Genomic DNA, 21,212 nt, shown 5'->3' with positions numbered 1-21,212 from the left:
CTCACGCCCGCAGCTCACCGGCCGCGTCGAGCAGTTGGGCGACGCCGGCGGCCCGGTCGGTCAGGTGTAGCCGCAGGACCGGCCGCTCCCGGCCAGCCAGCGCCTGCCGGTCGCCGGCGGCCTGCGCCGCCTGCAACTCGCCGAAGGTGTACGGCTTGCCCGGCACCGGCAGATCCTCGGCGACCGCGCCCGTCACCTGGAGAAAGCTGCCCACCTGCGGGCCGCCCTTGTGGTACTGACCGGTGGAGTGCAGGAACCGCGGCCCCCAACCGAAGGTGACCGGCCGGCCGGCCGCTTCGGCCAGCAGCGGCCGCAGCCGGGCCGCGTCCGCGTCGGCGAACCGGTCCAGGTACGCCATGACCGCCAGGTAGCCGTCGTCGCCCAGCCCGTCGAGCAGCCAGCGCAGCACGCCGGCCAGGTCACCCGGGGCGCCCTGCGGCGCGTACACCTCGATCGCGCCCTCGGTGAACGACGGCGTCTCCGCCGGCAGGCCCGCGGCCAGGATCTTGTTGGTGTTCTCCTTGGACTCGGTGACGTTCGGCTGGTTGAACGGGTCGATGCCGAGCACCACCCCGGCCACCGCGGTGGCGTACTCCCAGGCCAGGAACTGCGCGCCGAGCGGACCGTTGACCGCCACGTCCGGATTGCCGCCACCGCCCGGCGAGTCGCCGGGGGCCAGCGCGCCGCCGTAGCTGACGGTCAGCACGTCCGGGCCGGAGGCGCCGGGGCTCTGCGGGGACTCCACCACCACGGGCAGGATGCCGACCCCTGCCTTGCCGGTCGACTCGGCGATCAACTGCTCGGCCCAGTCGCCGAACCCCTCGATGCCGGTGCCGTCGGAGACCAGTGCGACCTTGTCCCGGGCCAGCGTGGCGGCGGCGCCCAGCGCGGCGCCGAGCGCGAGGGCGGGGTTGTCCCGCTCCCCGGCGAGCGACTCGGCCAGCGCGTCGGCCTGGTCGATCAGCTCGGCAACCTCGACCCCGGCCAGCGCCGAGGGCACCAGGCCGAACGCGGTCAACGCCGAGTACCGGCCGCCCACGTTCGGGTCGGCGAGCACGGTGAACGCGCCCATCTCGGTGGCGGTGGTCTCCAGCGGCGAGCCGGGGTCGGTGACGATGACGAAGTGCCGACCGGCCTCCGCCTCGGTCATCCCGGCGTCCAGGAACGCCTGCCAGTAGGCGCGGCGGTGGCTGTCGGTCTCCACCGTCGAGCCGGACTTGCTGGCCACCACGACGACGGTGCGTTCCAGCCGGTCACCCAGCGCCGCCCGGACCTGGCCCGGGTCGGTGGTGTCCAGCACGGTCAGCGGCCGGCCCATGGTGCGGGCGATCACCTCGGGGGCCAGTGACGAGCCGCCCATGCCGGCGAGCACCACGTGGTCCAGGTCGGCCAGCTCCGCGGTCAGCTCGGCCAGCTGCGCCAGCAGCTCCCGGCTGCGCTGGTGCGTGTCCATCCAGCCGAGCCGGACCTTCGCCTCGGCCTCGGCGTCCGGACCCCAGAGGCTCGCGTCCTTCGCCGCGAGCCGGCCCGGGACCTCGGCCCTGACCAGGGCGTCCCGCGTCGAGGCGGGAGCGGACTTGTCGACGGCGTCCGCGCCGTGGACGGCGAGCCCGGCGGCCGCTTCGGCCGCCCCACCCAGGAGGTCGCTCATGCCGCCACCTCGCTACGCTCGGCAGCGGCACGAGACTCCCGGACGCTGAGCTTGCTGATTCGCTCGCTCATGCGTTACCCCCGGCCTGCTCGGCGGCCTTCGCGTTGCCCTTGGCGGCCGCGTTCGGCGAGCCCTTGCCGGTGGCCGCCGCCTTCAGCGACTTGCGGACACCGTCGATCAGCTGCTGCCAGCTGGTCTCGAACTTCTCCACGCCCTCGCGCTCCAGGGTGGCGATCACGTCGGCCATGTCCACCCCGACCGACTCGAGGTCCGCGAAGACCTGCCGGGCCGCGTCGTAGGAGCCGGTGATGGTGTCATCGCGGGTCTCACCGTGGTCGGCGTACGCGTGGATGACCGACTCCGGCATGGTGTTGACCGTGCCGGGGGCGATCAGCTCCTCGACGTAGATGACGTCCCGGTAGTCCGGGTTCTTCGTCGAGGTGGAGGCCCACAGGGGCCGCTGCGGGTGCGCGCCGGCGTCGGCGAGCGCCTGCCAGCGGTCGGAGGAGAACACCTGGCCGTAGCGCTCGTACGCCAGCTGGGCGTTGGCGATGGCGGCCTTGCCCCGCAGCGCCTTCGCCTGGTCGGAGCCGATCTTCTCAAGTCGCTTGTCGACCTGCGAGTCGACGCGGGAGACGAAGAAGGACGCCACCGACCCGATGGTGGACAGATCGTGCCCGTTCGCCTTGGCCTGCTCCAGGCCGGCCAGGAACGCGTCCATCACCGCCGAGTAGCGGTCCAGGCCGAAGATCAGCGTCACGTTGACGCTGATCCCCTCGGCCAGCGTGGCGGTGATCGCCGGCAGGCCCGCCTCGGTGGCCGGGATCTTGATGAAGAGGTTGGGCCGGTCGACCAGCCACCACAGCGCCTTGGCCTCGGCGACCGTCCGCTCGCTCTCGTGCGCCAGCCGCGGGTCCACCTCGATGGAGACCCGGCCGTCGACGCCCGCGCTGCCGTCGTACGAGGGGCGCATCACGTCGCAGGCCCACCGCACGTCGTACGTGGTGAGCATGCGTACCGCCTCTTCGACGTCCACCCCGCGCATGGCGAGGTCGCGCAGCTGCCAGTTGTACTCGTCGGCGTCGCTCAGCGCCTTGGCGAAGATCGTCGGGTTGGTGGTCACCCCGGCCACGTGCTTCTCCCGGCGGAGCTGGTCCAGCCCACCGGTGCTCAGTCGTACCCGGGAAAGATCGTCGAGCCACACCGCCACACCCTTGGCGGTGAGCTCACTCAGCCTGTCCGTCATGCCGTCCACGCTCCCCTCAGTTGCCGGTCGTGTAACCGGTGATGTCGCCCACCCGGGCCAGCGAGGCGTGTGCCGCCGCCATGATCCGGTCGGGGGTGAACCCGAACTGCTCGAAGAGCACGGTGTGCGGGGCGCTCGCCCCGTAGTGCTCCAGGCTGACGCTCTCGCCGAGGTCGCCGACCACGCCGCGCCAGGACATCGCGATGCCCGCCTCCACGCTCACCCGTGCCTTTACCCCGCGCGGAAGCACCGACTCCCGGTAGGCCTCGTCCTGCTCGTAGAACCACTCCTGGCAGGGCATCGAAAGCACCCGGGTGGGCGTGCCGTCGGCCTCCAGGCGCTCCCGGGCGGTCAGGCAGAGCTGCACCTCCGAGCCGGTGCCGACGATGATCACCTGAGGCTTGCCGTTGGACGCCTCGGCCAGCACGTAGCCGCCCTTGGCCACGCCGGCCGCGTCGCCCAGGACCTCCCGGTCCAGGGTCGGCAGCGGCTGGCGGCTCAGCGCCAGCGCGGTCGGCCGGTCGGTGTGCTCCAGCGCCAGCCGCCAGGCCCAGGCGGTCTCGTTCGCGTCCGCCGGGCGGACCACGTCCAGCCCGGGGATGGCGCGCAGCGCGGTCAGGTGCTCCACCGGCTGGTGGGTCGGGCCGTCCTCGCCGAGGCCGATCGAGTCGTGCGTCCAGACGTAGGTCACCGGCAGCTTCATCAGCGCGGCCAGCCGCACCGAGGGGCGCATGTAGTCGCTGAACACCAGGAACGTGCCGCCGTACGGGCGGGTGCCGCCGTGCAGGGCGATGCCGTTGAGGATCGCGCCCATGGCGTGCTCACGGATGCCGAAGTGCAGCGTCCGGCCGTACTCGTGGCCTGGGAAGTCCTTGGTGGCGTGGGAGGCCGGGATGAAGGACGGCTCGCCCTTCATGGTGGTGTTGTTGCTCTCGGCGAGGTCGGCCGAGCCGCCCCACAGCTCCGGCAGCACCGGCGCGAGCGCCTCCAGCACCTTGCCGGAGGCGGCCCGGGTGGCCACGCCCTTGGCGTCGGCGGGGAAGGTGGGCAGCGCGTCGGCCCAGCCCTCGGGCAGCACCCGGCCGGCCATCCGCTCGTAGAGCGCCGTGCGCTCCGGGTTGGCGGCCTTCCAGGCGTCGAACGCGGTGGTCCACTCCTGCTGGGCGGCCGAGCCGCGGCTCATCACCGTCCGGGCGTGGCCGAGCACCTCCTCGTTGACGTCGAACGTCTTGTCCGGGTCGAAGCCGAGGATGGTCTTGGTGGCCTTCACCTCGTCGGCGCCGAGCGCCGAACCGTGGATCTTGCCGGTGTTCTGCTTGTTGGGGGCGGGCCAGCCGATGATGGTGCGCAGGGCGATGAAGGAGGGACGCCCGGTCTCCGCCTTGGCGGCCAGCAGCGCCTGGTAGAGCGCCTCCGCGTCCTCGTGGTAGTCGCCCTGGTCGGCGTCGCCGCTGCGCCAGTCGACGGTCTGCACGTGCCAGCCGTACGCCTCGTAGCGGGCGGCCACGTCCTCGCTCTTGGCGATCCGGGTGTCGTCCTCGATCGAGATCTCGTTGTCGTCGTAGATCACCGTGAGGTTGCCCAGCTGCTGGTGCCCGGCGAGGGCGCTGGCCTCGTGGCTGATTCCCTCCTCGATGTCACCGTCCGAGACGATGCACCAGATGTCGTGGTCGAAGACCGAGGCGCCGGGCTCGGTCTCCGGGTCGAACAGGCCGCGCTCGCGGCGGGCCGCCATGGCCATGCCGACCGCGTTGCCCAGGCCCTGGCCGAGCGGGCCGGTGGTGGTCTCCACGCCCGGCGTGTGCCCGTGCTCAGGGTGACCCGGGGTGAGCGAGCCCCACTGCCGCAGCGACTGCAGATCATCCAGGCTCATCGGGTAGCCGGAGAGGAACAGCTGGATGTAGAGGGTCAGGCTGGAGTGCCCGGCGGAGAGCACGAACCGGTCCCGGCCGGGCCAGTTCGGGTCGGCCGGGTTGTGCCGCATGACCCGGTTGAAGAGCAGGTAGGCCGCGGGCGCGAGGCTCATCGCGGTGCCCGGGTGGCCGTTGCCGGATCTCTCCACGGCATCCATGGCCAGCACGCGGACGGTGTCGACGGCCCGGCGGTCGAGATCGGTCCAGTTGAGTGCGGAGTGCTCGGGTCGGTTGGCAGCCACGATGGTTGTGCTCCTCGGCAAGATGGGCGGAACCCTCACTGGTGACCCTATCGAGCGTGCCTAAACGTCCGCCCGGGGATCTCTGCATGGTGTGCAGTACGTGACGGCCCGTCGTGTCGTTCAACCCGGTGGTGTGACGGCCCGCACCGTTGTCGGGTCGGCCGGGCAGCCAAAACGACAACGCGTAGTGTGTGGGTCGGTGTGCGGGCCCCGAGCGGGCCCGCCAATCCGATCTCCCCGTGCCGATGCCGGAAGGTGGCAATCCGTGAGCATGATCACCGAGCGCCCCGCGAGCAACCCTGCCGGGCGGCCCCCGGCGCGGGCGATCGAGGGTCCGGTGGGGCGGCGGGACGTGCGCGCGATCCTCTCGGCGTACGTGGCGCTCACCAAGCCGCGGATCGTGGAGTTGCTGCTGGTCACCACCGTCCCGGCGATGATGCTCGCCGAAGGCGGCCTGCCGTCGCTGTGGCTGATGGCCGTGGTGCTGGTGGGCGGCTCGCTCGCCGCAGGGGCGGCCAGCGTGCTCAACTGCTACATCGACCGGGACATCGACCAGTTGATGCGGCGCACCAAGCGTCGACCGTTGCCGGCGCACACCGTGTCGCCGCGCAACGCGCTCATCTTCGGTCTGGTGCTGGCGGCGGTGTCGGTCGTCCTGATGGCGGTGTTCACCAACCTGCTCGCCGCCGGGCTGACCCTCGCCGCGATCGCCTACTACGACGTCGTCTACACCCTCTGGCTCAAGCGCTCGACGCCGACGAACACCTTCTGGGGTGGGGCCTGCGGGGCCGCGCCGGTGCTGATCGGCTGGGCGGCGGTGACCGGTTCGCTGGCGCCCGCCGCGTGGGGGCTGTTCGCGGTCGTCTTCTTCTGGCAGATGCCGCACTTCTACCCCCTCGCCATGAAGTACAAGGACGACTACGCCCGGGCCGGGATCCCGATGCTGCCGGTGGTGGCCTCGACCCGCCGGGTGAACGCCGAGATCCTGATCTTCGCCTGGCTCACCGTGCTCACCTCGCTGGCGGTCTGGCCGCTGGGGCTGAGCGCGATCTACGGCGTGCCGACCCTGGTGGTCGGCGCCATCTTCGTGGTCGAGGCGCACCGGCTCTGCCGGCGGGCGACGCGCGGCGAGGCGGTCAAGCCGATGCGGCTGTTCCACTGGTCGACGACGTACCTGACGATCGTCTTCGTGGCCGTCGCGCTCGACGCGCTGATCTGACCCTCTTTACGCCGCGGGTTCCCTCCTCCGGCCGGTAGCTCCGGCCCGCGGCCAGCGCTTCGCGTTGGTGATGATTCCTCGACTAATCACGGCTATGGATGAGTTGTCCAGGTTTAACGTCACATCAGGGTAACTTTCAACATGAGCCGGATCGGCTCAACCTGCGGTGACTGAGTCCTGATTTACCCGGGCGTTTTGACCTGTTAAGTCTGGACAAAACCGGACAGTCAACCTGTGGTCTTCCTTAAACCTGTAGGTAATTGGCATCACAAAACGTTCATGGTTCTCGCCCTTATGAGTGCGACTCTGCTTAGGCTTCGCGTCATGGCAGATGGTTCCGATACGACGCTGACGGCCGAGCAGACCGCCGGCGAGCAGGCGCCCCACGGCCTGGTCGCGGGCCTCAGGGCGTTCGCCGCCGGACACGGCGGGGCGAAGGCGGTCATCGAGTACGTCGGCAAGCGTGGGGCGCGGATCGTCCTGGTGGGTACCGACGGTGAGTGGGGCGACCAGTTCGCCGACGACACCGTCACCGCGCGGGAGGCGTGCGCCAAGGCGGGAGTCACCGTCGAGAACGCCTGGGAGCGTGAACTGATGGACCAGATGCGCCCCAGCAACGACCTCTGGCGGTCGATGGCCCGGCGCACGATGGCCCGCTGAGATAGGCACCTGAATTGACCAACCACCAGCCGGCCCGGGGGGAACCCCGGGTCGCTCTCGTCACCTGTACCGAACTGGCCGACCTCGACCCGGACGACCGGTTCGTCCTCGCCCCGCTCGCCGCCCGCGGTATCGCCGCCGAGGCGGTCGTCTGGGACGACCCCGACGTCGACTGGTCCTCCTACGACCTCGTCGTGCTCCGCTCACCGTGGGACTACGCCCTGCGCCGCGACGAGTTCGTCGCCTGGGCCGCCTCCGTGCCGACGCTGGTCAACCCGGCCGACGTGGTGCGCTGGAACACCGACAAGCGCTACCTGGCCGAGCTGAGCGCGGCCGGGGTGCCGACCGTGCCGACGTCCTGGGTCGAGCCGGGGGAGAGCTGGCAGCCGCCGGCCGACACCGGCGAGTACGTGATCAAGCCGGCGGTCAGCGCGGGCAGCCAGGACACCGGCCGGTACGACCTGGCCGACCCGGAGCACCGCGAACTCGCCGGGGCGCACGTACGCCGGCTCTCCGACGCCCGCCGGCTGACCATGGTCCAGCCGTACCTGACGGCGGTCGACACCGAGGGCGAGACGGCGCTGCTCTTCCTGGCCGGCCCGAACGGGCTCGCGTTCAGCCACGCGATCCGCAAGGGCCCCATGCTGACCGGGCCGGACCTCGGCCCGGACGGGCTCTACAAGGCCGAGGAGATCACCGCCCGCACCGCGGCCCCGGCACAGCTGACGGTGGCGGAGAAGACCCTGGCGGTGGTGCCGGGCGGCACGGATCAGCTGCTCTACGCCCGGGTCGACCTGATCCCTGGCCCGGACGGCGACCCGGTCCTGGTCGAGCTGGAACTGACCGAGCCCTCGCTGTTCCTCGGTCACGCCGAGGGCGCCCCCGGCCGCCTCGCCGAGGCGATCGCCACCCACCTGGCCCGCCGGGGCTGACCCGGCCCAGGCGTCCCCCGCCGTCCCGATCCGCGCAACGTCAGGGAAGGTGCTGCCTCAGCGCCCACGACCCCACACGTTCCTTGACGTTGCGCGGATCTCGGGCCCGGCGAACGCGACCCGCCGATGGTGGTCGAGCCTCCTTTGCTCTGCTTCAACCGACGCAACACCCGGCGTCCGATATCCGGACGGTGGGTGTTGCGGTCGTTGAAGCAGAGCAAAGCGTGCGGATGGTGGTGCCTCGGCCGGCGAGATCACGCCGCCGGCCGCAGCCGGCGAGGTCGCGTGGCGGGCCTCGCGCCGGCACGGTCGCGTCGTGGGCCCCGCCAGCGCCAAGATCGCGCAACATCCTGGATGTAGTGGTCGCGCGGGGCGCGGGGGCGCGGGGCGCGTGAGGGTCAGGCGGTGGCCGGGACGGCTTCGGCCTCGGCGGGGGTGGCGGCCTGGGGTGCGGGGGCGACCGGGCGGCGTTCGCGGGTGGACCACTGCACCGCGAGGGTGGCCAGCAGCACCAGGCAGGAGCCGAGCATGTGCGCGCCGACCAGGACCGCGGGCACGTGGGTGAAGTACTGCACGAAGCCGATCACGCCCTGCCCCAGCTCGACCGCGAGCAGGATCACCGCGGCCCGGGTGGCCTGCCGTGCGCCGACCGCGCGGAACGCGAAGATCAGCGCCACCGAGAGGCCGATCAGCAGGAAGACGCCATCGGCGTGCACCTGGGAGATGGTCTCCGGGTCCAGCCCGTTGCGGGCGGCGCCGTGGTCGCCGGCGTGCGGGCCGCTGCCGGTGACCCAGGTGCCGACGACCAGCACCGCGACGGCGACGCCCGTCGTGACCCGGGCCAGCGCGCGTAGCGGTGCCGGCACCACGGCCATCGTGGGCCCGTCCGGCTCGGCGATCCGCCGCCAAAGCGCGTACGCGGCGGCGATCACCGCCATCGAGGCGAGGAAGTGCAGCCCGACGACCCACGGGTTGAGGTTGGTGAGCACGGTGATGCCACCGATCACCGCCTGGGCGGGGATGCCCAGGAAGACCGCGACGGCCAGCGCCAGCAGCCCGGGCCGGCGGGGCAGGTGCGCGAGCACGGCCAGCACGGTGGCCAGCGCGATCAGGCCCACCGCGAAGGTCAGCATCCGGTTGCCGAACTCGATCACTCCGTGCACGCCCATCTCGGACGTGGTGACGTACGACGCGTCGGTGCACCGGGGCCAGGTCGGGCAGCCGAGGCCCGAGGCGGTCAACCGGACGGCCCCGCCGGTGACGACGATGCCCACGTTCGCGATGATCGAGGTGAGCGCGAGGCGGCGCAGCAGGGTGCCGGAGACCGGACGGACGTATCGGTTCACGGCGCAAATCCTACGCACCGTAGTGATCGAGGTTCGTTCGACTCCGCCGGGTCGGTGGTTCGGATCACCGGGGCCCGGGTTTGCGACCCTCCGGGTAATTACGTAACGTTGGCGTTGTGAAAAACGCGGCGGCGCTCTCCGGGCAGCAGCCGACGGCCGGTCCGGCCGTCGGTGCGTCCGCGTCCGCGCCGGTCGTGGCCACGTCGGCCGCGCTCGACGGCACCGCACCGACCGAGGTCTCCACCCGGGGCCGGGTCACCCAGCTGCTGCTGGAGCGTGGTGCCACCACGGCCGCGCAGCTCGGCGTGGCGCTCGGGCTCAGCCCCGCCGCGATCCGCCGGCACCTGGACGCGATGCTCGCCGACGGTGACGTGGTCGCCCGTGAGCAGACCGTGCAGGGCAGCCGCGGCCGGGGGCGCCCGGCCAAGGTGTTCCTGCTGACCGAGGCCGGTCGGGTTCGCTGTGGCACCCACCACTACGACAACATGGCCACCGCGGCGTTGCGGTGGATCGCCCGCAGCGGCGGCTCGGACGCGGTCGAGGCGTTCGCCACCGAGCAGGTGGCCGCCCTGGAAGCCCGCTGCCGGACCGCCATGGAGGATGCCGGCGACGACCCGCTCGCGCGGGCGGAGGCACTCGCCGGAGCGCTCACCGCCGAGGGTTACGCTGCCAACGCGACCACGATCGCCTCCGGCGGCCAGCTCTGTCAGCACCACTGCCCGGTGGCGCACGTGGCCGCCGAGTTTCCCCAGCTGTGCGAGGCCGAGACCGCGGTGATCTCCCGTCTGGTCGGCACCCACGTGCAGCGCCTGGCCACCATCGCGCACGGCGACGGGGTGTGCACCACGCACATTCCGACCCAGCCGAGCCGCGCCCAATCCGGTAATCCCGTCACCACTGTGAGGACAGATAAATGACCGAGCAGATCGTCCAGCCCCTGACCCAGGAAGAGCAGCTCGCTGCGCTGGGTCGCTACGAGTACGGCTGGTCCGACCCGGACGCCGCCGGGGCGGTCGCCCAGCGTGGCATCAACGAGGCGGTGGTGCGGGACATCTCGGCGAAGAAGAACGAGCCGGCCTGGATGCTCGACCTGCGCCTGAAGGGCCTTCGGCTGTTCGGCCGCAAGCCGATGCCGGCCTGGGGCGCCGACCTCACCGGGATCGACTTCGACAACATCAAGTACTTCGTGCGGTCCACCGAGAAGCAGGCCACCAGCTGGGAGGACCTGCCGGAGGACATCAAGAACACCTACGACCGGCTGGGCATCCCGGAGGCGGAGAAGCAGCGGCTGGTGGCCGGTGTCGCGGCGCAGTACGAGTCGGAGGTCGTCTACCACAAGATCCGTGAGGACCTTGAGGAGCAGGGCGTTCTCTTCCTGGACACCGACACGGCGCTGCGCGAGCACGAGGACGTCTTCAAGGAGTACTTCGGCACGGTGATCCCGGTCGGCGACAACAAGTTCGCCGCGCTGAACACCTCCGTGTGGTCCGGTGGCTCGTTCATCTACGTGCCGAAGGGTGTGCACGTGGAGATCCCGCTGCAGGCCTACTTCCGGATCAACACGGAGAACATGGGCCAGTTCGAGCGGACGCTGATCATCGTCGACGAGGGTGCGTACGTGCACTACGTCGAGGGCTGCACCGCGCCGCTCTACTCCTCCGACTCGCTGCACAGCGCGGTCGTGGAGATCATCGTCAAGAAGAACGCGCGCTGCCGCTACACGACCATCCAGAACTGGTCGAACAACGTCTACAACCTGGTCACCAAGCGCGCCGTGTGCCACGAGGGCGCGACGATGGAGTGGGTCGACGGCAACATCGGCTCCAAGGTGACGATGAAGTACCCGGCGGTCTACATGACCGGCGAGCACGCCAAGGGCGAGGTGCTCTCGGTGGCCATGGCCGGCGAGGGCCAGCACCAGGACGCCGGCGCCAAGATGGTGCACGCCGCGCCGCACACCTCCTCGACCATCGTGTCGAAGTCGATCGCCCGGGGCGGCGGCCGTACCTCGTACCGGGGTCTGGTGCAGGTGCTGGAGGGTTCGCACCACAGCCGGAGCACGGTCAAGTGCGACGCGCTGCTGGTCGACACCATCTCCCGCTCGGACACCTACCCGTACGTCGACATCCGCGAGGACGACGTGTCGATGGGGCACGAGGCGACCGTCTCCAAGATCAGTGACGACCAGCTCTTCTACCTGATGAGCCGGGGCCTGAGCGAGGACGAGGCGATGGCCATGATCGTGCGCGGCTTCATCGAGCCGATCGCCAAGGAGCTCCCGATGGAGTACGCGCTGGAGCTGAACCGGCTCATCGAACTCCAGATGGAGGGCGCGGTCGGCTGACCCCGTCCGTCCCGTCCGGCCGACCTGACACCGTCGTCACAGCAGAGAACAGACCAAGGAAGAGATGACTACCCAGGCTTCCGCGCCGCCCAGCACCAAGTCGCAGGCGCTGCGCTCGTACGACGTCGCCGACTTCCCGGCCCTCACCGGCCTGGAGGAGGATTGGCGTTTCACCCCGCTCAAGCGGCTGCGTGGCCTGGCCGGTGAGCCGCAGGCCGCGACCGGCACGGTCCGGCACGAGTACGGCGACCTGCCCGAGGGTGTGGCCGTCGAGCGGATCGGCACCGACGACCCGCGGGTGGGCAGCGTGCTCACCCCGGTCGACCGGGTCAGCGCGCTCGCCTACGGCGGTGCGGGCGAGGCGCTGCTGCTCACGGTGGCCAGCGACGTCGTGGTGGGCGCGCCGGTGAGCCTGCGGGTGGTCGGCGGCGGCGCCGAGGGCCTGGCCTTCGGGCACACCTTCGTCGAGGTCGGCCGGTTCGCCGAGTTGACCCTGGTCCTGGAGCACGTCGGCTCGGCGACCCTGGCCGACAACGTCGAGGTCTCCGTGGCCGACGGGGCGAAGCTGACCCTGGTCACCGTCGCGGACTGGGCCGACGACGCGGTGCAGGCACAGCACCTCAAGATCAAGCTGGGTCGGGACGCCCGGGTGACCCACGTCCAGGTCAGCCTCGGCGGTGACCTGGTCCGGCAGTACACCTCCGTGGAGTACACCGGCCGGGGCGGCGAGGCCGAGCTGTACGGCGTCTACTTCGCCGACTCCGGCCAGCACCTGGAGCACCGGCAGCTCGTGGACCACAGCGTGCCGGACTGCCGCAGCTACGTCGGCTACCGGGGGGCCCTGCAGGGCGAGGACGCGCACACCGTCTGGGTGGGCGACGTGCTGATCCGGGCCGAGGCGACCGGCACCGACACGTACGAGATCAACCGGAACCTGCTGCTCACCGACGGCGCGCGGGCGGACTCCGTACCCAATCTGGAGATCGAGACCGGCGAGATCGCCGGCGCCGGCCACGCCAGCGCGACCGGCCGCTTCGACGACGAGCAGCTGTTCTACCTGATGGCCCGGGGTATCCCGGAGGGCGAGGCCCGCCGCCTGGTGGTCCGTGGCTTCTTCGCCGAGCTGATCAACAAGATCCCGGTGGAGTCGCTGCGCGAGCGGCTCGGCGACGCGATCGAGGCCCGCCTGACGAAGGCCGGCGCCTGATGATCCGGATCTGCTCCACCGAGGACGTGCCGAAGGGCACCGCGATCAGCGCGGACGTCGACGGCACCCCGATCGCGCTGGTGCACGGCGAGGACGGCGAGTTCTACGCCGCCTACGACGAGTGCTCGCACGCCTCGGTCGCCCTCTCCGAGGGGGAGGTCGACGGCTGCACGCTCGAGTGCTGGCTGCACGGCTCGCGCTTCGACCTGCGCACCGGGCAGCCCACCGGGCTGCCGGCCACCGAACCCGTACCCGTCTACCCCGTCGAAGTCCGCGACGGCGACATCTACCTCAGCCTGACGCCGAGTAATGGAGTGACCCGATAATGAGCACCCTGGAGATCCGCGACCTGAAGGTGTCGGTCAAGCTGCCCGAGGGTGAGCTCAAGCCGATCCTGTATGGGGTAGACCTGACTGTTAATTCGGGAAGCACCCACGCCATCATGGGCCCGAACGGCTCCGGCAAGTCCACCCTGGCGTACTCGATCGCCGGTCACCCCAAGTACGAGATCACCGGCGGCTCGGTGACCCTCGACGGCGAGGACGTGCTGGCCATGACCGTCGACGAGCGGGCCCGCGCCGGCCTGTTCCTGGCCATGCAGTACCCGGTCGAGGTCCCCGGCGTCTCGGTGGCGAACTTCCTGCGGACCGCGAAGACCGCCATCGACGGCGAGGCCCCGAAGCTGCGCACCTGGGGTGGCGAGCTGCGCGGTGCCATGGAGCGCCTCCAGATGGACCCGGCGTTCGCCCAGCGCAACGTCAACGAGGGCTTCTCCGGCGGTGAGAAGAAGCGGCACGAGATCGTCCAGCTGGAGCTGCTCAAGCCGAAGATCGCGATCCTCGACGAGACCGACTCCGGCCTCGACGTGGACGCCCTGCGGGTGGTCAGCGAGGGCGTCAACCGGGTCCGCGACACCGGTGACACCGGCGTGCTGCTGATCACCCACTACACGCGGATCCTGCGCTACATCAAGCCGGACTTCGTGCACGTCTTCGTGGCCGGCCGGATCGTCGAGCAGGGCGGCCCCGAGCTGGCCGACAAGCTCGAGGCCGAGGGCTACGAGCGGTACGCCGCCGGGGCCGGCACGGCCCGGGCCTGAGCGGGAGAGGCGCTGCCGAGATGACCAGCATCGCGATCCCGCAGGGGATGCCGCAGTACGACGACGTGCCGCGTTTCGACGTGGCCCGGGTGCGCGCCGACTTCCCGATCCTCGACCGGGAGGTCAACGGGCACCCGCTGGTCTACCTCGACAGCGCCAACACCTCGCACAAGCCCCGCCAGGTGCTCGACGTGCTCGGGGAGCACTACGCGCGGCACAACGCCAACGTGTCGCGCTCGGTGCACACCCTGGGCACGGAGGCCACCGAGGCGTACGAGGGGGCGCGGGCCAAGGTCGCCGCGTTCATCGGCGCGCCGAGCCCGGACGAGGTGGTGTTCACCAAGAACTCCACCGAGGCGATCAACCTCGTGGCGTACGGGTTCTCCAACGCCTCGCTGCGCCCGGACGGTGACCCGCGGTTCCGGCTCGGCCCGGGAGACGAGGTGGTGATCTCCGAGATGGAGCACCACTCGAACATCGTCCCGTGGCAGCTGCTCTGCGAACGGACCGGAGCGACCCTGCGCTGGTTCCCGGTCACCGATCAGGGCCGGCTGGACGAGTCGGGCCTGGAGGACCTGGTCAACGAGCGGACGAAGATCGTCTCGCTGGTGCACATGTCGAACATCCTGGGCACGATCAACGCGACCTCCCGGATCACCGCGCGGGTCCGTGAGGTCGGCGCGCTGCTGTTGCTGGACTGCTCGCAGTCGGTGCCGCACCTGCCCATCGACGTGGTCGACCTGGACGCCGACTTCATCGTCTTCACCGGGCACAAGATGTGCGGCCCGACCGGCATCGGTGTGCTCTGGGGCCGGGGCGAGCTGCTGGCGGCGATGCCGCCGGTCTTCGGCGGCGGCTCGATGATCGAGACCGTCACCATGGCCCGGTCGACGTTCGCCGCCCCGCCGGCCCGGTTCGAGGCGGGCACCCCGCCGATCGCCGAGGCGGTCGCGCTCGGCGCGGCTGTGGACTACCTCACCGGGATCGGGATGCCGGCCATCCAGTGGCACGAGAAGGAGCTGACGGCGTACGCGCTGGACGCCCTCGGCTCCGTACGCGACCTGCGGATCTTCGGCCCGACCGTGCCGGTGGGCCGGGGCGGCACCATCTCGTTCGCGCTGGGTGACGTGCACCCCCACGACGTGGGTCAGGTGCTCGACTCGCTCGGCGTGCAGGTGCGGGTGGGCCACCACTGTGCGAAGCCGGTGTGCAGCCGGTTCGGCGTCCCGGCGACGACCCGGGCCTCGTTCTACCTCTACACCACCACCGAGGAGATCGACGCTCTGGTGGCGGGTCTGGAGCAGGTGCGGAAGGTGTTCGACTGATGCGACTCGACCAGCTCTACCAGGAGATCATCCTGGATCACTACAAGCACCCGCACGGGCGTGGCCTGCGCGACGCCGACGACTCGGGCGACCAGGTCGGTCAGGCGCACCACGTCAACCCGACCTGCGGCGACGAGGTCATCGTCCGGGTGGCCACCGACGGTGCCGTGCTGCACGACATCTCGTACGACGGCATGGGCTGCTCGATCAGCCAGGCGTCGGCGAGCGTGCTGCACGAGTTGCTGCGCGGTCGGGGCGCCGGGGAAGCATTCGAGGTGCACGAGGCGTTTGTCGAGTTGATGTCCGGCCGTGGCCAGGTCACGCCGGACGAGGACGTGCTCGGTGACGGGGTGGCTTTCGCGGGTGTGGCCCGCTACCCCGCTCGGGTCAAGTGCGCGCTGCTGCCGTGGATGGCGTTCAAGGATGCCGCGGCACGCGCCGGTGTGGGCGTGAGCCCGGAGGTGAAGGCATGAGCAGCGAGAACACGGCTACCGAAGCGACGCCGGAGGCCGGTGACGTCACGGCGGCGCCGCAGGCCGACGCCGCGACGACCGGCGACGCCGTCACCCCGACGGCCGGCGTCAGCAAGGCCATGATCGCCGACATCGAGGAGGCGATGAAGGACGTCGTCGACCCGGAGCTCGGCATCAACGTGGTCGACCTGGGCCTGGTGTACGGCGTGCACGTCGACGACGAGAACGTCGCCACCCTGGACATGACGCTCACCTCGGCGGCCTGCCCGCTGACCGACGTGATCGAGGACCAGGCCCGGCAGGCGCTGACCACCGGCCCCGGCGGCGGCCTGGTCAACGACATCCGGATCAACTGGGTGTGGCTTCCGCCATGGGGTCCGGACAAGATCACCGACGAGGGTCGGGACCAGCTCCGTTCCCTCGGCTTCAACGTCTGAGCCGACCCCGGTCGGCTCTGCCCGTCGAGCGCGACGCCCCATCGGGGCGTCGCGCTCGACCTTTTCCCGCCTCGGCCACCCTGCGGCGGGGAATCGTGCGGCCCGCCAAGTGCCACATCCCAAGATCGTGCTCGATCCAGGATCGAGTGGCATCGGCGAGCCGTGTGACCACTACTTCCTGGATCGAGCGCGCGGCGCGGCGCGGCGCGGCGCGCCGCGGGGCGGGGCGCGGGAAATCTGGTGGCGAGGGCGAGGCTTCGGCGGCCAGGATGACGGGGTGACTGAGGCGTACCCGAAGCAGGTTCCTGTCCGCGCGGCCACCGCCGCGCGTCGACAGCGCACCGCGCCCTGGGCCGCCTCGATCCGTCGCCCGTCGTCGTGACCGGGGCGTTCCTCGCCGGCCTGGTGGCCGGCTACGGCGTCGCCATCCCCGTCGGCGCGATCGCGATCCTCATCCTCGGGCTCAGTGCCCGTACCTCGTTCCGGGTCGGCGCCGCGGCGGCGCTCGCGGTGGCGACGGCCGACGGGCTCTACGCGGCGGTCGCCGCGCTCGGTGGCGCCGGCCTGGCCGGGGTCGTCGCGCCGGCCGCCGGCCCGCTGCGGGTGGTCGCCGCCGTGGTCCTGCTGGGGCTCGCCGCGCACGGCCTCTGGCGTACCTGGTCCGCCCACCGTTCGCCGGCGGCACCGGCGGCACCCGCCGCTCGGGGCATGGGCACTCCGGGTCGGGCCTACGCGGCCCTGCTCGGGCTGACCCTGCTGAACCCGACGACGGTGCTCTACTTCACCGCGCTGGTGCTCGGCCGTCAGGACACCGCCGATCCGGGCGCGGTCCCCGCGGCGCTCTTCGTGGCCGGCGTGTTCCTGGCGTCGGCGAGCTGGCAGCTGCTCATCGCCGGTGGCGGCACGGTGGTCGGCCGGGCGCTGACCGGGCCGCGCGGCCGGCTGGTCACCGGCCTGGTCTCCAGCGCGCTCATCGCCGCGCTGGCGGTGGCCGCGCTGCTGCCGGACTGAGCGGTCACCGCCCGACCGCCCGGCCGGGCCCGCCGTGCCGTACGGTCGGGCGGTGACCAGTCGACCCGCAGCCGGGGGCGGCCGGTGGGTCGAGGTCGACCCGGCCCGCGTCGGCCGCTGGGTCGAGGGCTTCGCCGACCGGCACGGCCCGCCGACCACCACCGCGCGGGAGTACGGCCTGCTGCTCACCGCCCCCGACGGGACCACCGCCGAGCTGTACGCCCCGCCGGGCGCGCCGGCCGGCGTCGACGTGCCTGGGTTCGTTGCCTCCGCCGTCGCGCCCCGCCGGATCGGCCTGCTGCTGGCCCGCAAGGGCGCCGTGGCCGTCGGCGTGGCCGACGGCGCCGGCCTCGTCGTCTCCAAGGTGGACACCCGGTACGTGCAGGGGCGCACCGCCGCGGGGGGCTGGTCGCAGCAGCGGTTCGCCCGTCGGCGCGACAACCAGGCCAAGGCGGCGCTGGGTGACGCGGCGGAGTTGGCCGTACGGCTGCTGTTGCCGGAGGCGGCGACTCTCGCCGCGGTGGTGTGCGGCGGCGATCGGCGGGCGGTGGACACCGTACTGGCCGACCGGCGGTTGGCCCCGCTCGTGCCGCTGCGTGCCGAGCGGTTGCTCGACGTGCCGGAGCCTCGACACGCCGTGCTGGTCGGCGCGGTGGCCGCGGCCCGTGCGGTACGGATCCGGCTGCGCGACCCGGAACCCGGACGCGCCGAGTGACGGCGGCGGTCGACGGCGCCAACGACAGAGACGGCCGCCACGCAGAACGGCGTTCCCGGCACGGTGTCGCGCCGGCGATCGGACGTGGGGGCTCTTCCAGGTCGACGACGCGGACAGGCTGGACGTGCGTCCCTCATCCACCCGACAGAGCAGGGAGAACATGATGTCCAGTGCCGACGGCGAGATCCTGCGGAGCGTCCTCGACCGGTGGCGGTCGGCGGTCGACGCCCACGAGCCGGGTCGCGTCGCGTCGTACTTCACCGACGACGCGATCTTCCAGGGTCTGCACCCGTACACCGTCGGCCGTGACGGCGTCGCCGCGTACTACGCCGCCCAGCCGCTCGGCCTGACCGCCCGATACGACATCCGGGAGACCCGGCGTCTTGCCGACGACCTGGTCCTCGGCTACCTGGAGGTGGAGTTCGGCTTCACCGACCGACCGGCGCTGACCGTCCACCTCGGCGTGATCGTGCGGCGGGTCGGCGACGCCTGGCTCATCAGCCACTACCAGGTCTCGCGGCTCGACTGACGGGCATCGCCTGAGAATGATCGTGGCAGGCCCGCCGAGGGGCCTGCCACGATCCGGTGAGGCGTCAGAGCTGGTCGGTGCCGAAGGTGTCGCAGGTCTTCGGGTCGCCGCGGTCGTAGCCCTGGGTGAACCAGCGCTTGCGCTGCTCGGACGTGCCGTGGGTGAACTGGTCGGGGTTGACCCGCCCGCCGGAGCGCTCCTGGATGCTGTCGTCGCCGATCGCCTCGGCGGCCTGCACCGCCTCGCTGATGTCGGCCTGGGTGATCGACGTGAACAGCGGTTCCTGGCCGGTCTTGTCCTTGCTTTCGGTGGCGTGCTTGGCCCAGGCGCCGGCGTAGCAGTCGGCCTGCAACTCCAGCCGTACGGAGGCGGAGCGGGGGCCACTCTGGTCGCCCTGGCCGGCCTTCTCGTTGGTGCCGAGCAGGTTCTGGATGTGGTGGCCGTACTCGTGGGCGAGCACGTAGGGCTGGGCGAACTCGCCCTTGGCGCCGAACCGCGAGGCCAACTCGTCGTAGAAGCTCAGGTCGATGTACACCTGCTTGTCGGCGGGGCAGTAGAACGGGCCGACGCCCGAGTCGGCCTGCCCGCAGCCGGTGTTCACGGCGCTCTGGAAGAAGTTGGTGTCGGTGGGCTCGTACTTGCCGTTGCCCAGCTCCGGGTACGCCTTCTGCCAGAAGGCCTGGATGCTGTTGACGTAGAGCAGGTTGCGGCAGCGCGCGTCGTCGAGGCGCTCGGGGTTGTCGCGGGAGCACAACTGCTCCAGGTCGGTGCCTCCGGCCTGCCCGCCCTCGTCGCCGTTGGTCATGGCGTTGAGACCGAACCCGCCGCCGAGCAGGGCGACGAGAACGGCCACCACGATGCCGATGATGCCGCCCCGGCCGCCGCCGCCGGGGATGGGGATGCCGATGCCGCCGCCCGACCCGCCGCTACCCCGGCCCAGGTCGTTGGCCTGGGAGGTGTCGAGCTCGGCCCGCTCGTTGAGTTCCATGGTGACCCCGATCGCCGTATGCCGGTGAGTGTCTTTCGTGTGTCGTTTCGTCTATCGAGTGCCGGACGGGGTCCGGACAGGCGTTCCGGTACCCGATGATCTTGATCGGTAATCCGGGAGGGCCGTCCGGCGGGGCCCGGTACACTTGTCGGGTGCTGCGCTGCGAAGGCTGAACCGCCCCGCGCCGTCGGGCCCCTTGAGCCCGCCGGCCGTTTCGCGTGCCCCGAGTCAGCCTTCCAAACCCCGAGAGCGAGCCCGCAAACATGATCACTGCCACCGGCCTGGAACTGCGTGCCGGTTCCCGGATCCTGCTGTCCGACACCACCCTGCGCGTGCAGCCCGGTGATCGGATCGGCCTGGTCGGTCGCAACGGCGCCGGCAAGACCACCACGCTGAAGGTGCTCGCCGGCGAGGGGCAGCCGTACGCCGGCCAGATCGACCAGCGCAGTGCCATCGGCTACCTGCCGCAGGACCCGCGCACGGGCGACCTGGAGGTGACCGGTCGCGACCGGGTGCTCTCCGCGCGTGGCCTGGACGTGCTGATGTCCCAGATGCAGGAGATCGAGGCCAAGCTCGCCGAGGACGCCGACGAGAAGCTGGTCCGCCGCTACGGCGCGCTGGAGGACCAGTTCGCCGCCCTGGGCGGGTACGCCGCCGAGGCCGAGGCCGCCCGGATCTGCGCCAACCTGGGCCTGCCGGACCGCGCGCTCGCGCAGACCATCGGCACCCTCTCCGGTGGTCAGCGTCGGCGCATCGAGCTGGCCCGGATCCTGTTCCGCGACGCCGGCGAGAACGGCGGCGGCATCCTGCTGCTCGACGAGCCGACCAACCACCTCGACGCCGACTCGATCACCTGGCTGCGCGGCTTCCTCGCCAACCACAAGGGCGGCCTGATCGTGATCTCCCACGACGGCGCGCTGCTGGAGTCGGTGGTCAACAAGGTCTGGTTCCTCGACGCCACCCGTTCCGTCGTCGACGTCTACAACCTGGGCTGGAAGGCGTACCTGGAGGCCCGCGAGACCGACGAGCGGCGCCGCCGCCGGGAGCGGGCCAACGCGGAGAAGAAGGCCGGCGCGCTGATGGCGCAGGCCGACAAGATGCGGGCCAAGGCCACCAAGACCGTCGCCGCGCAGAACATGGCCCGCCGTGCCGAGAAGCTGATCTCCGGCCTGGAGGAGGTACGGGTCGCCGACCGGGTCGCCAAGGTGCGTTTCCCCAACCCCGCGCCGTGCGGCAAGACCCCGCTCACCGCGACCGGCCTGTCCAAGTCGTACGGCTCGCTGGAGATCTTCACCGACGTCAACGTCGCGGTGGACCGCGGCTCCCGGGTGGCCATCCTCGGGCTCAACGGCGCCGGCAAGACGACGCTGCTGCGGATGCTCGGCGGCCTGCTGACGCCGGACACCGGCGAGGTGCACGCCGGGCACGGGCTGCGGCTGGGCTACTACGCCCAGGAGCACGAGACGCTGGACGTGGAGCGGACGGTGCTGGAGAACATGCGCGCCGCCGCCGTGGAGCAGTCCGACACCGATCTGCGCAAGATCCTCGGCGCGTTCCTGTTCTCCGGCGACGACGTGAACAAGCCGGCCGGCGTGCTCTCCGGCGGCGAGAAGACCCGGCTGGCCCTGTCGACCCTGGTCTGTTCCGGCGCCAACGTGCTGCTGCTCGACGAGCCGACGAACAACCTCGACCCGGTCAGTCGGGAGCAGGTGCTCGACGCGATCGCCAACTACCCGGGTGCCATCGTGCTGGTCACCCACGACCCGGGCGCGGTGCTGGCGCTCAAGCCGGACCGGGCGATCCTGCTGCCCGACGGCGACGAGGACGCCTGGAGCGACGACCTGCTCGAGCTGGTCGAGCTGGCCTGACCGGTCG

Annotated in this window: 20 protein-coding genes; 15 read left to right on the top strand and 5 right to left on the bottom strand. The window is 71.4% G+C overall.

Annotated features, from left to right (window positions below; translation table 11 throughout):
- Nucleotide 1 precedes the first annotated feature (1 nt).
- From AB0K07_RS30180 to tkt, 3 genes are all read right to left on the bottom strand, one after another.
- On the bottom strand, nt 2-1,651 hold the full coding sequence (locus AB0K07_RS30180) for a glucose-6-phosphate isomerase (RefSeq protein WP_363760850.1): 1,650 nt from the start codon (nt 1,649-1,651) through the stop codon (nt 2-4).
- Between the two features lie 67 nt (nt 1,652-1,718).
- On the bottom strand, nt 1,719-2,897 hold the full coding sequence (gene tal, locus AB0K07_RS30175) for a transaldolase (RefSeq protein WP_363760847.1): 1,179 nt from the start codon (nt 2,895-2,897) through the stop codon (nt 1,719-1,721).
- A 16-nt stretch (nt 2,898-2,913) separates the two neighbouring features.
- Complete coding sequence (gene tkt / locus AB0K07_RS30170) at nt 2,914-5,052, bottom strand: transketolase (protein ID WP_363760844.1); 2,139 nt, start codon at nt 5,050-5,052, stop codon at nt 2,914-2,916.
- A 265-nt stretch (nt 5,053-5,317) separates the two neighbouring features.
- On the opposite strand from tkt, the gene AB0K07_RS30165 reads away from it, so the two are divergent.
- From AB0K07_RS30165 to AB0K07_RS30155, 3 genes are all read left to right on the top strand, one after another.
- Nucleotides 5,318-6,271 carry a heme o synthase gene (locus tag AB0K07_RS30165; RefSeq protein ID WP_363760841.1) on the top strand — a complete coding sequence of 318 codons (954 nt, stop codon included), beginning with the start codon at nt 5,318-5,320 and terminating at the stop codon, nt 6,269-6,271.
- Between the two features lie 324 nt (nt 6,272-6,595).
- Nucleotides 6,596-6,931, top strand: a complete 336-nt coding sequence (locus AB0K07_RS30160) for a hypothetical protein (protein WP_089019865.1) — start codon at nt 6,596-6,598, stop codon at nt 6,929-6,931.
- A gap of 14 nt (nt 6,932-6,945) precedes the next feature.
- The gene (locus AB0K07_RS30155; protein ID WP_363760837.1) at nt 6,946-7,863 is read left to right on the top strand and encodes a hypothetical protein; all 918 of its coding nucleotides are present in this window, start codon (nt 6,946-6,948) and stop codon (nt 7,861-7,863) included.
- A gap of 398 nt (nt 7,864-8,261) precedes the next feature.
- Here the strand turns inward: AB0K07_RS30155 and AB0K07_RS30150 are convergent, their stop codons facing one another.
- On the bottom strand, nt 8,262-9,227 hold the full coding sequence (locus AB0K07_RS30150) for a COX15/CtaA family protein (protein ID WP_363760834.1): 966 nt from the start codon (nt 9,225-9,227) through the stop codon (nt 8,262-8,264).
- Nucleotides 9,228-9,403: 176 nt separating this feature from the next.
- On the opposite strand from AB0K07_RS30150, the gene AB0K07_RS30145 reads away from it, so the two are divergent.
- From AB0K07_RS30145 to AB0K07_RS30095, 11 genes are all read left to right on the top strand, one after another.
- Nucleotides 9,404-10,126: a transcriptional regulator gene (locus AB0K07_RS30145; protein WP_363760886.1), complete on the top strand. Its 723-nt coding sequence runs from the start codon at nt 9,404-9,406 to the stop codon at nt 10,124-10,126.
- Entirely contained in the window at nt 10,123-11,553 is a 1,431-nt protein-coding gene (gene sufB, locus AB0K07_RS30140; RefSeq protein WP_074312771.1) for a Fe-S cluster assembly protein SufB, read from the top strand. Before AB0K07_RS30145 ends, sufB begins: the two co-directional genes overlap by 4 nt.
- 64 nt (nt 11,554-11,617) lie before the next feature.
- Complete coding sequence (sufD, locus tag AB0K07_RS30135; protein WP_363760832.1) at nt 11,618-12,760, top strand: Fe-S cluster assembly protein SufD; 1,143 nt, start codon at nt 11,618-11,620, stop codon at nt 12,758-12,760.
- Complete coding sequence (locus tag AB0K07_RS30130) at nt 12,760-13,086, top strand: non-heme iron oxygenase ferredoxin subunit (RefSeq protein ID WP_363760829.1); 327 nt, start codon at nt 12,760-12,762, stop codon at nt 13,084-13,086. The genes sufD and AB0K07_RS30130 overlap by 1 nt, the downstream gene beginning before the upstream one ends.
- On the top strand, nt 13,086-13,859 hold the full coding sequence (gene sufC, locus AB0K07_RS30125) for a Fe-S cluster assembly ATPase SufC (protein WP_363760826.1): 774 nt from the start codon (nt 13,086-13,088) through the stop codon (nt 13,857-13,859). Before AB0K07_RS30130 ends, sufC begins: the two co-directional genes overlap by 1 nt.
- A 20-nt stretch (nt 13,860-13,879) precedes the next feature.
- Complete coding sequence (locus AB0K07_RS30120) at nt 13,880-15,184, top strand: cysteine desulfurase (RefSeq protein WP_363760823.1); 1,305 nt, start codon at nt 13,880-13,882, stop codon at nt 15,182-15,184.
- A complete protein-coding gene (gene sufU / locus AB0K07_RS30115; RefSeq protein WP_363760820.1) occupies nt 15,184-15,657 on the top strand; it encodes a Fe-S cluster assembly sulfur transfer protein SufU in 474 nt (157 codons plus the stop codon). Before AB0K07_RS30120 ends, sufU begins: the two co-directional genes overlap by 1 nt.
- Nucleotides 15,654-16,094, top strand: coding sequence for a metal-sulfur cluster assembly factor (locus AB0K07_RS30110; RefSeq protein ID WP_363760817.1), 441 nt, complete (start codon nt 15,654-15,656; stop codon nt 16,092-16,094). The genes sufU and AB0K07_RS30110 overlap by 4 nt, the downstream gene beginning before the upstream one ends.
- Nucleotides 16,095-16,472: 378 nt before the next feature.
- A complete protein-coding gene (locus AB0K07_RS30105; protein WP_363760814.1) occupies nt 16,473-17,105 on the top strand; it encodes a LysE family transporter in 633 nt (210 codons plus the stop codon).
- A 52-nt stretch (nt 17,106-17,157) separates the two neighbouring features.
- A complete protein-coding gene (locus tag AB0K07_RS30100) occupies nt 17,158-17,820 on the top strand; it encodes an acVLRF1 family peptidyl-tRNA hydrolase (protein ID WP_363760811.1) in 663 nt (220 codons plus the stop codon).
- A gap of 163 nt (nt 17,821-17,983) precedes the next feature.
- A complete protein-coding gene (locus tag AB0K07_RS30095) occupies nt 17,984-18,349 on the top strand; it encodes a hypothetical protein (protein WP_363760808.1) in 366 nt (121 codons plus the stop codon).
- Between the two features lie 64 nt (nt 18,350-18,413).
- On the opposite strand, the gene AB0K07_RS30090 is transcribed toward AB0K07_RS30095, so the two are convergent.
- On the bottom strand, nt 18,414-19,337 hold the full coding sequence (locus AB0K07_RS30090; RefSeq protein ID WP_363760805.1) for a neutral zinc metallopeptidase: 924 nt from the start codon (nt 19,335-19,337) through the stop codon (nt 18,414-18,416).
- 263 nt (nt 19,338-19,600) lie between these two features.
- On the opposite strand from AB0K07_RS30090, the gene AB0K07_RS30085 reads away from it, so the two are divergent.
- The gene (locus AB0K07_RS30085) at nt 19,601-21,205 is read left to right on the top strand and encodes an ABC-F family ATP-binding cassette domain-containing protein (protein WP_363760802.1); all 1,605 of its coding nucleotides are present in this window, start codon (nt 19,601-19,603) and stop codon (nt 21,203-21,205) included.
- Nucleotides 21,206-21,212 lie beyond the last annotated feature (7 nt).

The organism is Micromonospora sp. NPDC049301 (genome assembly GCF_040678715.1).
In the GTDB taxonomy this organism is placed as follows: Bacteria; Actinomycetota; Actinomycetes; order Mycobacteriales; family Micromonosporaceae; genus Micromonospora.
Note: the sequence above shows the minus strand (reverse complement) of the source record. Positions and strands in the feature narration are given on the sequence as shown.